Below are 12649 nucleotides of genomic sequence, written 5' to 3' on the forward strand. Positions count from 1 at the left end.
AAGGATTCAAAACCCTTCATTCCCTGCAGTAAATTCAAGACTATTAAATTTTATGTTAACGATCTGTGAACTGGTCTTTTTTCGTCACTGTAAATTTATTAATTTTCACTTTAAAATAAAACATTTCTCGTACTAGAAATAAAAAGAACCAACTATCTATCAAATAGTTATAAAAACACCTTAAAATTCTCTTTTCCCAAATTCACTTTCTATAAATCTCGATTCATTTTTATTATTATTAAAGGAATAGGTAAGGTTTAAGCGGATTATATCCACTTCATACACATAATTTGTCGTGGTATAAAATTCTCCCGGCCGGGCGGTGGTTATACTTTGTTCATTTGAATTTAATAGGCCCAGGTCGATATTCTGCCATTGGAAAGAAGCTGTTAATTGGTCATTAAGAAAACTCTTTTGAAAGCTTAAATTAGGAGAATAGAACCTGGAATCTTCACCCTGGGCCGTATTATGATCGGATAAATAATTAAAAGTAAATTGCAAACTGGTTCCCGGAGAAAACCGGTAAGTTGAATTTGCATTTATCGAATATATCCAGCTATCGTTATCGATCCTCTGATTATCAAATGTACCTTCAATAGCGTTATGATATACGTTTGCCCCAATAAAATTTGTCCATTTTTCTACCGGTTTTAATTCAGCTCCAATTTCTAATCCCACGGCTTTTTCCCGGCCTACATTTGAATAAATTCGGTTAAGTATGGTATCGTTATAAACCGTATTCACCCTGTTTACCAGGTTCTCTACATTTCTATAATAAAGGGTTCCAAAAATGGAATTTCCACCTTTAAGAGGTTTTTCAATCCCTAATTCTACAATATCTACAAATTCTGGTAATAAAGTAGGATCTCCCTGTTCTAAAGTTTCAGAATGCTCTCTCTCCGGAAAAGGATTCATCTTAAAGGTAGTGGTTCGTTCTACTCGTTTGCTGTAAGCTGCTTTGACTTTCAAATCGTTTTTAAATGTGTATTGAAGCGAAGCCGAGGGAAAAAGTTTAAAATAATCGTAATAATAAGTAGTATCCAAATCTCCTGTTTTGTCACTTAAATCTAATTCCCTATCGGCTAATTCTGCTCTTAGCCCGGCGGCATATTCCCAGTTATCTCTGGAACCTGTAAGCTGCCCGTAGGCCGAATGAAGCTTTCTTCTTAGGTTGACCTCACTTGAAAATTCGGGAACAAGTTCAAAATCCTCATTTTCATTTTCTCTTCGTTCATATACAAAATCGCCGGTATGATCCAGGTTCCGAAACTGGTAACCAGTTTCCAGTTGCCCAATAGATAGCGGCTTTAGTTTATAGTCTATTTGTGCCCTAATACCGTGTAAAGGATTATCGTTGGTATTATATTCATTCTGAAGTAATTCAGAGGTGTCGGGATAGCCTAAATTTCGATTGGTGGTTGGGCCACCCAACATGGTATATTCATATAAAAAAGAAGAGGATAACTCCGATTTATTATCGAAAGTATGACTGTAATCTATACTTCCCAAAGCAAAATCGCTTCTTCTAATTCTTAAGTTCTCATTAAAATACTGGAAAGTGCTTACCCGCTCTCCCCCTTCGGCTGGCGTAATTTTATGATTATCGTAGTATAAAATATCTGCGGTTCGGTCTTTAGAACGTTTTCCTGCATAAAAACCAAGAGAAAGAGCATTTTTATTATCGGGAAGATAATCTAAGGTAAAGCGTCCTGAAATATTTTCCTCATCAAAACTTCGCTCCCCATCTGAAGGAAACCGGGTTAAGGTATCGTTGATAATAGTAAAAACATCACCTTCTCTTCTTCCGTTGATATCATTATGCAAGTAACTAGTTCCTAAGGATATATTCCACTTTTCCTTACGCACATTATAGGTGATATCGGCACCATAGCGCTGTGGATTTTCTGAATTATCGTATGGCTCGATACTGGGAAGTCCGGCCATAACATTTATTTGGGTAAAAGCTCCTTCAGCAGCTCCTTTTTTAGTAATAATATTTAAGATTCCAGCTTTACCCTCGGGATCATATTTAGCTGAAGGTGCAGTAATAACTTCAACCCGTTCTACGGCATTGGCAGGCAATTGACCTAAAATGCCAGCCGCATCACCCTGGGTTGGGCGCCCGTTTAAAAGCACCTCAAAACCACTGCTTCCTCTTACATTAATTTCGCCTAATCCATTTACACTTATAGAAGGTAAATTGCGAAGTATATCGGTAGCGGTACCTCCTTTACTATTCTGAAACTTAACAGCACTATAAACCTGGCGGTCTACTTTATTCAGTACCGTAGCACTCCCTGCCGTAATCATTACTTCTTCTAAAAACTCATCAGACGGACTTATAAGAACTTCACCAATAGCTATTTCCTGGTTACGGCGGGTAACCTTTATACCTTCTATGGTTTTAGGTTTGTATCCCATAAATGAAGCTTCAAGATAGTAAGTTCCTTTAGGCACACCCTGTAGTTCAAATACTCCTGCCTCATCGGTAACCATTCCTTCTACCAGTTCATTTTCATTATTGAATAAAGTAATGCTGGCATATGGTAATTTCTCGTTACTGGTGCTGTCTATTAAAGTTCCGGTTATTTGACTAAATCCTTTTACACTCACTAGTATAAAAAGCAAAAAGCAAATTTGATTTTTAAACATAAAATATAGATTTTCAGGTATAATTTGAGGTTGCAAATTTATCTTACAGTTCCTGTAGAAAATTGTTTATTTGAAAAAAGAATAGTAATTATCGTTTTTGTTCCGATATTTTAAGGGAGTAAGCCGATTGTGTTGCTTAAAATACTTTATAAAATATGAGGCATCTTTAAAATGAAGCTTATAAGCTATTTCTGAGATATCCAAATTTGAATATAATAAGAGTCTTTTTGCTTCCTTATTTATGTAAATAGCAATTACTTCAGAGGCTGTGAGCGAAAAATGCTTTTTACAAAAAGAGTTTAAGTTCTGAGGACTCATTTGTAATTGTTCCGCATAATAAGCTACTTCATTTCTGGGATTAGTTTGAAGGTGGTTAATAAATTCCATTGCTTGAGCATTAGAATGGCTTAATAAACCAACATCGGCATCTTTTAGGATATTAAATAATAAAGCTTTTAACAAGCTTTCATTTAATTCATTTAATTCTACAGGAGCATTTAGATTGGGTTCCGTTAACATTTCAAATAAATAATTAATATGCTTGCTTCTTTTATGCAAACAAAGGCAATTTATTTTCTGAACTGATTTTAAAAGGAAAACCAATTGTTTATCTTTTACATCATCTAAAAAAGTTTCTTTGAATATTGCCACATAACCTTTGGGATTCTCTTCAAGCTCCCAATAGTGTACTTGATCTTTTTCAATAAAAGAAATACAGGGAGCATCTATTCTATAAGCCTTTGAATCGATATAATGCGTACCCCTGGCATCTTCAAAATAAACAATTTCCAGGTATTTATTATGTTTATGCGGTCTGGTTCGCGTTTTCGAGGTATCAAAAACTGCTATTTTATAATTACTATGATGGCTTATTTTATCGTTTATTCTTATTGAATCGTATCCCCTCATACTATGGAATCTTTCCTATTCCTTAACCATTTCAGGAACGGCTACTGTTCTAAAGCCCAAATGTTCCTGGGAAGAATCAAGAGAATTTGCCATTCTTGCCGATGGTCTAAAACTGGCACAATAGGAAGCGTGGCACAAATAAGAACCACCCTTAATAACTTTTTCTTTCATATAGGGATGGTTATTAGGATTGTAGGATTCACTGGCTCCGGCAGGGTTTTTAGTCACTCCCTCACCGCTTTGTGACTGGTAATAATTGGTGTTATACCAGTCGGAGGTAAACTCCCAAACATTTCCTGCCATATCAAACAATCCATATCCGTTTGGCGGATAGCTTTTTACTGGCGCTTTATTTTCAAAACCATCGGCCTGGGTATTTTCTGTAGGGAATTCTCCTTCCCAGGTATTCGCCCGTTCCGCTAATACTTCTTTATCATTACCCCAGGAGAAAATGGCATCTTCCAGTCCGCCTTTAGCAGCCCATTCCCATTCTGCTTCGGTAGGCAGTCTTCTTCCAGCCCACTCGCAGTAGGCCTGGGCATCTTCATAAGCTATATGTACCACAGGAAAATCATCTTTTCCTTCAAGGTTACTATCGGGGCCTTCGGGATGTTTCCAGCTAGCTCCTATCTTCCATTCCCACCATTGTGAATAATCATAAAGGTTAGGAACACTGCTTTTGGTTTTCTTAAAAATAAGCGAACCAGGTTGTAAAATAGAATCGTGGGGTTTTGGAGTTCCAGCAGGAAGTTGTTTTTTCATTTCCTCCCATTCTATTTCCCTTTCGGCAACCGTTACATAACCGGTAGATTCCACAAATTCCCGAAATTCTGCATTGGTTACCTCTGTTTTATCCATAAAAAAACCATCTACGGCCACCTTATGGTTAGGATTTTCGTGCTTCATAGCCATTTCATCACCCGCTACGGCACCCTGAGAAAATTGCCCTCCGGGAATCCAGACCATCCCTTCCGGAGTTTCGATTTCATCGAGTTTTTCGGTTAAAACCTCAACCTTCTGTGGTTGGGAAGTTTCATCGGTTTTTGAATTTGTACTACTATTGGTCTCTTTATCTTTGCAGCCAAATAAACAAACAAGAGTAAAACCTATTAAATTTTTTTTTGTGTTAATATTCATTATTGATTAGTTTTTTATATACTTACTCTTTAGTATAAATTTTAATGTTTTTATAGAAAGCGGAACGCGTATACATAAGAAGAATCCCTATTCTACCTTGCTCAATTGGTTCAACCTTCTGAATATCCCAGGTAAATGTTGATTGATCGCCCTTACTCTCCATCTTAAAATAGAGTTGTTCCTTATTTTTAATAGCCGTTATGTGATAGGTCTTACCGGTCTCAAACAGACCTTGATCATCATACGAAGGTTCTATAAGGGTCTGCTTAAATGGTTTTTCATCTAGTTTAGGGTATCGTCTCGCCCGAATATAGTGTGTCCCGTCACCACTGTTTCCAAAAGCGGCATAACTGATAAGAAAAACATTCATGTTTTCAAAATATTCCCTCATAGCAGGAACCTCGCGCTTCTTTTTCCATTCTGATATGTCACGTTCGTGCACCCCTTTCCCATGTCCTGTAGCTTGGATATAAAGAATATTGACAAATCGGTTTTCGTGATCTGTTTTGGTATAATCAAATTCTATTTTTACATCGCCAGAAAAGGAGTCCTTAGTCCATAATACGGCATGATGGGCATCATTCCACTCGCTGTTGCCACCGCTGCCTCGCGCTCCCTTACCTGATTTAAAAGAAACGTTTAGAGCCCACGCCAGAAATATATAAAATAGATACCTCAAAAATATTTATTTTTCCTTTAAAAAATATTCACCCCATTTCTCCTTAAGTTCTGCGCAAAGCTGGTTAACGGTATCTTGATATGCTGGTTTTTCGGCCAGATTATTTAACTCCAAAGGATCAGTCTCATGATCAAATAGCATACGGGCATATGCCTTACCATCATCCTTGACTTATTCCGTATAGAACAGATCGCCCTTTATTTAGGTAACCATATCCCTAAATTTGAATACCGCCCAGTCCTTTTGTGGTGTTTCATCATTTATAACGGGAACAAAACTTTTACCATCAACCGTTTTAGGAATATCTAATCCTACCAGTTCTGCTAAACTTGGATAGATATCTATATATTCTGCAATAGCATCTGTTTGCTGACCGCTGGTTCTACCAGGAACTTTTATGACCAGTGGTGCTTTTATACCTGTTTCAAAGGTTACATGCTTGCACCACAATTTATGGTCGCCCAGATTCCAGCCGTGGTCGCCCCAAAGAATAACAATGGTATCATCTTCTAGCTCCAATCGTTTCAATTCATCTAAAACCATACCTATCTGTGCATCAACATAACTCACACAGGCATAATAGCCGTGAATGAGTTTTTTTGCCATCGCTTCGGAAACCTACCCTTTTTGAGGAATACTGTCATATTTACGGAGTTCCCCAAATCTGTGAAAAGCCTCATTGGGTGTAGACTCGGGTTGCTTGTAGCTATTAGGAAGCTCAATATTGCTCCTATCGTAAAAATCTTAGTATTTTTTTGGCATTAAATGGCAGGTGCGGTTTCATAACCCAATTGCCAAAAAAATGGCTCCTTAGCTTCTTTTAATTTTTGTAAGTCCTCTATCCCTTTATTGGCGATTTAACGTAATCTTACAAAAATTTCATTACCCAATATCCAATCATCAAATCATTTTAAAGCAATTTTTTTTATTAAAAACTTTTTTGTTTTCAAAAAAATTATTTTTTCAGTTTGCTAATTTTTTCCCATTCTATCTCTTGTTTAGGTGAAAAATCATTTGACTTCAAATATTCTAGTAAACTATATTTTAGTTGTTTGGCAACTGGCCTGTTTTCAATATTGCTATACAAATCTATACTAGTAAAAAGCAAACTTCCTTCCCCAACTTTAGCTTCAAAAACATTAGCTAAACTTCGATTAGTTACAAAATTATCTATTACCCTGACAATCGGCTCAAGCTCCTTGTCGTTTAAAACTACAGACTTAGATTGAATAGCCAGGTCCCACCAATTCCACTCAGTAAACGAAGAAGTAGGGAAATTATCTAATGCAAAATGATCCTCATCAATCAAAAGCCCCATAGTGCCCGGTTGATCTGGAAAATGTACTGGACTCCAAAATACAGGTACAAACCTTCCTGTAATCCCCTCTATATCTTCTAATTTTGGGTTAAAAAATACCTTTGATCCATTTTTTAATGCCTTTTGAGCTTCTTCAAAAGAAGATGTCATTACCACCCCTGCAGGCTTGTCTACTTCTACATCAGGATACACCCAAATTGGCCAGGAATTTTTATAATTTGTTCCTTCCAATGCTACTGACACATGTAATTTCTGGGCCGTTTTTATTTTCTCTAAAGGGAAATTTATCGTTTTCAAATTTTTATTATTTCCAATATTTAAATTTGCAGAAAAGCTACCTTTCTGAAGCTCATTTCCTTTAGCATCGGAAATACTCCATTCAATTGTTTGGTCTTTAATTTCTTTATAAAAATCAGCTATCTCCAGATTTGCATGAAAATTCTCATGCGATTTATAAACTGCTTTTTCAAAATGTAATAGTGGAACTACCTCTGAGTTGAAGTTTCTAAATTCCTCCCCGGAAATAATACCCTTTGATTCCCAAAAGGCATTAAGTAATCCAACCAATGCTGTCCCTTGTCCAGGAAAATCTTGCAATTGCAATAACTGAAAACCATCAAACTCTTCTGTTTTTAAAGCTCTCTCAATCTCCTCTTTATACAAGATTGCAGCCAGATTTCCAGAGGCATTAGTGAACTCATCCGAAAGGTCTAGCAATCCCTTTTCCTTGAGATCGTTTTTAACAGCAATAAAATTTAAAGGCTCCAGTACGCCTGTATACTTTTCTATCTCAGATAAATCAGGATAAACAGAATATTGTCCAATTTCATGGGAAACTACAGGGATTTCGATATGTTCCATATTAGCTGAATAATCCTGATCAAATCTGGGTGGCTGACTATTAAAAATCCCCTGGCCTCTAATCCATCCTTTATCAGTCCATTGTGTAATAAAAAAATCATCTTCAGGTTCAGGTCTTGTTCCCGATGGCTTTTGAAAAGAAAAGCTTGTAGTCGCATACAAATGTCTATTATCTTTTTCTTTTAAGGCAGCGGTCATTTCATTAAGAACGCTCATATCACCCTCTAGTTCATTCCCCATTGTCATCATGACAAAGGAAGGGTGATTTCCGTAATCCTGAATCATTTTTTTAGCTTCGGAATAAAGGAAGACTGTGGTTTTTTTATCCTCGCCTACTTTCAAACTCCAGTGAGGCAATTCCACCTGCAAGTAAAAGCCGGCCTCATCTGCAGCTTCGAAGGCCGCTTTTGGCGGACACCATGAATGAAATCGTAAATGATTCAAACCGTAATTTTTTGCCTGACCAATTAATGAACTCCACTCCTCCTTTTCCATGGGTGGATAACCTGTTAATGGGAAAATAACACACTCAAGATTGCCTCTCAGGAATATTCTATGATCATTCAATTCCAGAATACCATTTTCTGTCGAAATATTTCTATATCCGAATTTAGCAGAAGTACTTCCTCCAGAACTTGTGACAATAGCTTCATAAACATTGGGAGAAAACTCATCCCAATATTTCAATTCTTCCGGTCGTTCTATAGAGAATTTAACCAAACTATCTTCTGCCAAGTAATCTTCAATTGTTTTTGATAAAATTAAATTCCCATTGCTATCAATAATTTCAAATTGAATTTTTTCTGAATTGCTAGCTACTTGTTCAAATTCCAAATCGATTTTTCCATTTTGCGTATCTGGATATATTTGAAGGTTTTGCGGTTCTGACTTTTCTGAAGCTTTTAATACAATATTTCCAAGTATTCCATTCCACTTGATTTGCGTATGATTGGTATAGCCATGTGCCATTTGCTTATCGGCTTCGTCTGGATATTTATTCCCCAAAACATTAATGTTTGGATATTGATCTGAATTATCGATTCTTACGGAGATAGTATGATTTCCTGGCGTAAGTACACCAGAAAGATCATAAACATGACTACCAACAAGGCTTTCACGAGTTCCAATCGCTTTCCCATCAACATAAACCTTTGACTCCCATAAAACTCTTTCAAATTCAAGTGCTATATTTTTTTTCTTCCAATTTTCTGGTATTTCAATTTCCTTTTGATACCAGGCTTTTCCATAATATTCATGTTTACGGTTTAAACTGGAGAGCACAATGTTATTCAAGGCAGGTTCCAAGGTACTCGTTTTACCAAATTCAGCATCATCCAGAGTACCTGGTAGCGTTATGCTATTAGCATCTTTTAAACCATTAGCCCAATTTTCTTGGTCACCAACTTCCATAGAATCTAGTTTTACACTCCAAGCTCCCGAAAGAGAAATAGTTTCTCCCACCTGCTTCTCACAACCGGTCACGATTATTAGAAAAAAAAGCAAAACTATCTTTATCGAATTAGGCAGTATATTTCGAATTTCCGTATTATTTTGAGACATTTTCATTTAATATTTTAAGGAGTTCATTTTTCATTTTTTCTACAATATCTGGATGAAATTCAGCTATATTTTTGGATTCCGAAGGATCATTTGACAGATCGAATAATTGGGGTTCTTCGAAAAAACCAGGATCTATTTTTTTATTCTGTAACCAACCGGGAATCGATATATCTTCTTTTGGATGGATGTATTTATAGTTTTTCATTCTTAGCCCGTATGCGTAGGCCTCTTCCAGTAAATACTTTCGTCCAATAGTTTTTTTTCCTATCCACGCAGAAAGATGGTCTTCACTGTCTGGGGCATCTTCCGTTTCCAAACTTATATTTAACAAACTTGCGATAGAGGCATAAAGATCTACCTGGGATAAAAGCGCATCACTAGTCCCAGGTTTAATTTGATCATTCCAGTAAACAATAGTTGGAACCCTGGTTCCCGCCTCAAAAACGGAATACTTGGTACCTTTAAACTTTCCGCCTGGCTTATGATCACCTACTAGCTCCTCGGCATAGTCCAAATATCCGTCATCGAGAATGGGACCATTATCGCTAGTAAAAATAATTAAAGTGTTGTCTAAAATTCCTTGCTTTTCTAAAAGCTCTATAACCTTACCTACACTCCAGTCCATTTGAGCGATTACGTCTCCTCGAGGCCCCATATCACTTGACTCTACAAATTGAATATTTGGAGTTCTTGGTTGATGGATATCATGAAATGAATAAAACAAAAAGAATGGATGATCCTTATTCTCATTTATAAATTCTTCCACCTTATCATTTAGCACAAATGGTATTTCCTCGTCTATCCACAAAGCTTCTCTAGCTCCTTTCATAAACCCAATACGGCTAATTCCATTAGTAATCGAGCTTAGATGATAATTATCGGTATGTTGTTTTAATAATTCTGGATGATCCCTGCCAGAAGGATAACCTCCTGGAATAGGTTTTTTATAATCAACTAATAATGAATCTGAGTGATTTAGGTTAAAAACTCTTTGATTTTCCAAGTAAACAGTAGGAACCCTGTCACCAGTAGCAGGAATCAAGAAACTATAATTAAAACCCACCTCTGCAGGCCCGGGTGAAACGCGCTGGTTCCAATTAACTTTACCTTTCCCAAGTCCAAGATGCCACTTTCCAACGATTCCAGTGTAATAGCCTGCCGATTGCAACATATCGGGTAAAGTTTTCATTTCAGTATCTATAATTAAAGGAGCATCACCTTCAAGAATTTCAGCTTTATTCCTAAAGGCGTAACTACCTGTTAAAATAGAGTACCTAGACGGCGTACAGGTTGCAGCCGAAGAATGTGCATCGGTAAAATTGATTCCATCTTTAGCCAATTTATCAATATTAGGAGTTTCTAAGCCTTTAGCCCCATTCACACCAATATCTCCATAGCCTAGATCGTCAATATAAATCAATACGATATTTGGTTTTCTACCCTGATTTACTGACTGTGCGTTTATCTTCTGGAAACCCAGAAAAATAACAACGGCGACAATCAGAACGTTTTGTTTTGACACAGTAAGTTTATTCATTCTTCAGGTTTATTTTTTGACAATAGTTCTTCCAAATCAAGAAAATCTTCCGCTGCCGCTTTTGTTTTGTACCCAACTTCTGAATTGTAAACCTTCTTTATATCCGGAATAAAAGACGAACGGTTTTCGAGGTATAAGGTATAATTGATTGCACTTAAAGCCAGATGTTCATTTTGGCTAAGTATGAATTCTTTAAGAACCCTTTCAGCTTCTTTATCCTCTGTTTGTGCATAAAGGGATGCCGCAAGGTTAATTTGTACCGGAGGATAATCGTCGCCTAGTGCCGCTTTAATTTTTTTTAATTGATTTTGGCTCAGATCTGATTTTATTGCATATAATCCCATAGATGCCCAATATCTCACACAACTATTCTCATCATTTAGATCTTGAAAAAGTTTTTTCTCAACTGCTTTACCCGATTTCCCAACCAGATTGGCCGTTTCCAGAATGTTTTTTAATGGATATTTTTCTTTATTCTTCCTAAATTCATAAGGCGTGGTAGTTTCCGAAATTTCACCCAGTTCATATTCAGGAAGAAAATGAACATCTCGATCATCCATTATCTTTTCTTCTAAACGTTCACGCATCTGCTCCATCATTTCCTGATATTCCGGTTCTTTAGCGAGGTTATTAATTTCCCAGGGGTCAGATTTAAGATCGTAAAGTACTTCTAAAGGCTTTTTTTTAAACATTGACTCCTGAAATTCATTTAATTTCCCAGCCTTATAATCCTTCCTAATTTGCTGTGTGATCTCCCCGATATCGATGTACCTAATGTATTTTACTTCTGGGAAAAATGGCATAAAATTTCGTGAATAAACATATCGGCCATCCGTGATCGTCCTAACCATGTCAGGACCGTTATCGGCCCTATCGGTAGATAAATAAGTGTAATCTGGAGCTGGTTCACGATCTTTTTCCAACAAAGCCCGTCCGTTCATATATTCCGGAACTTCAACACCGGCGAGTTTTAAAATGCTTGGTGCCAGATCTTCAAAATCAATAAGTTCATCGCTTACAAGCCCGCTGGTGCCCCAGGGGGATAAGTGCTTATATTTTTCAGGGAACCATACTATGAATGGCACCCGGTATCCCAAACCTATCCCATTTGTTTTGGCACGCGGCACCCCCTCACCATGATCAGAAAAAATAAATACGATGGTTTCCTCCAATAGGCCATCTTCTTGCAGCCGTTGGAGGAGTTCGCCCATTTTCATATCCGTAAGCTTGATAGAATTATAAACCCGTGCCATCTGTTTCCGCATAGCTTCACTGTCTAGGTAAATTGGCGGCATGGCAAAAGCAGTATCGCCAATTATTTTTTTCTCATGTAAACCTGAAAATTCCTTTTTAGCGGGGATTTTCAATTCAATATCCTGGCTTATTTCCCTATCATCATCTTTATCATTTTTCTTTTCAGGTTCCAAATAGGCGAGAACATTCTTTTCATACCACTCGTAGGACATACTCATCGTTCTGGACTGGTGAGAGTCTGGAATATTAAAAACTGAAAAGAATGGCTGATTCCCTTTGCGATTCCACCATCCAGCTTTTCCGGAACTTTCATCCCAGGTCTCAGCAACAAAAGTGTCCATTCCTGCGATGTTGTAATCTGTTTTATAATTATTGGTAACGTAATACCCTGCTTCTCTCAAATATTTAGGAAAGCCTTTTATAAATTCGGGAATAGGGAAATTGCTCCTGTGATTCCCACTGCCCATTTTATAAGTAGGTACTCCTGTAATAATAGTACTTCTACTAGGGGAACAGACAGTTCCGGTAGAAAAAGCATTCGTAAAGCGCACCCCTCCTGCTGCCATTTTATCCATTACTGGAGTTTCCGCATTCTCATCACCATAACAACCTATAAATTGGGGTGAAGTATCCTCAAATGTAAGCCAGAGTATATTAGGCTTTTCCTGAGCAACCCCAATAGTGGAGTACTCTATAAAAACCATTACTCCAACTATTTTCAAAATTTTAAACAATCTCATTA

The 12649-nt window shown here is 37.1% G+C and carries 8 protein-coding genes; all 8 read right to left on the minus strand.

The annotated features are described in order from the left end of the window. Nucleotides 1–180: 180 nt before the first annotated feature. Complete coding sequence (locus IIF7_RS14655) at nucleotides 181–2628, minus strand: outer membrane beta-barrel family protein (protein ID WP_245801649.1); 2448 nt, start codon at nucleotides 2626–2628, stop codon at nucleotides 181–183. A 90-nt stretch (nucleotides 2629–2718) separates the two neighbouring features. After that, a complete protein-coding gene (locus IIF7_RS14660) occupies nucleotides 2719–3561 on the minus strand; it encodes a helix-turn-helix domain-containing protein (protein ID WP_084842448.1) in 843 nt (280 codons plus the stop codon). Between the two features lie 15 nt (nucleotides 3562–3576). Further along, the gene (locus IIF7_RS14665) at nucleotides 3577–4698 is read right to left on the minus strand and encodes a formylglycine-generating enzyme family protein (protein WP_084842449.1); all 1122 of its coding nucleotides are present in this window, start codon (nucleotides 4696–4698) and stop codon (nucleotides 3577–3579) included. A 22-nt stretch (nucleotides 4699–4720) separates the two neighbouring features. After that, entirely contained in the window at nucleotides 4721–5377 is a 657-nt protein-coding gene (locus IIF7_RS14670) for a hypothetical protein (RefSeq protein ID WP_084842450.1), read from the minus strand. A 201-nt stretch (nucleotides 5378–5578) separates the two neighbouring features. Further along, complete coding sequence (locus tag IIF7_RS21110) at nucleotides 5579–5983, minus strand: sulfatase-like hydrolase/transferase (RefSeq protein WP_245801650.1); 405 nt, start codon at nucleotides 5981–5983, stop codon at nucleotides 5579–5581. 349 nt (nucleotides 5984–6332) lie between these two features. After that, complete coding sequence (locus IIF7_RS14680; RefSeq protein ID WP_217806689.1) at nucleotides 6333–9122, minus strand: sugar-binding domain-containing protein; 2790 nt, start codon at nucleotides 9120–9122, stop codon at nucleotides 6333–6335. Further along, nucleotides 9103–10653 (minus strand): sulfatase family protein, encoded by a 1551-nt coding sequence (locus IIF7_RS14685; protein ID WP_084842451.1) that lies wholly within the window; start codon nucleotides 10651–10653, stop codon nucleotides 9103–9105. Before IIF7_RS14685 ends, IIF7_RS14680 begins: the two co-directional genes overlap by 20 nt. Continuing rightward, nucleotides 10650–12647 carry a sulfatase-like hydrolase/transferase gene (locus IIF7_RS14690; RefSeq protein WP_084842452.1) on the minus strand — a complete coding sequence of 666 codons (1998 nt, stop codon included), beginning with the start codon at nucleotides 12645–12647 and terminating at the stop codon, nucleotides 10650–10652. The genes IIF7_RS14685 and IIF7_RS14690 overlap by 4 nt, the downstream gene beginning before the upstream one ends. Nucleotides 12648–12649: the final 2 nt, after the last annotated feature.

Origin of the sequence: Zunongwangia atlantica 22II14-10F7 (assembly GCF_002094855.1) — a bacterium.
Taxonomy (GTDB): Bacteria; Bacteroidota; Bacteroidia; order Flavobacteriales; family Flavobacteriaceae; genus Zunongwangia; species Zunongwangia atlantica.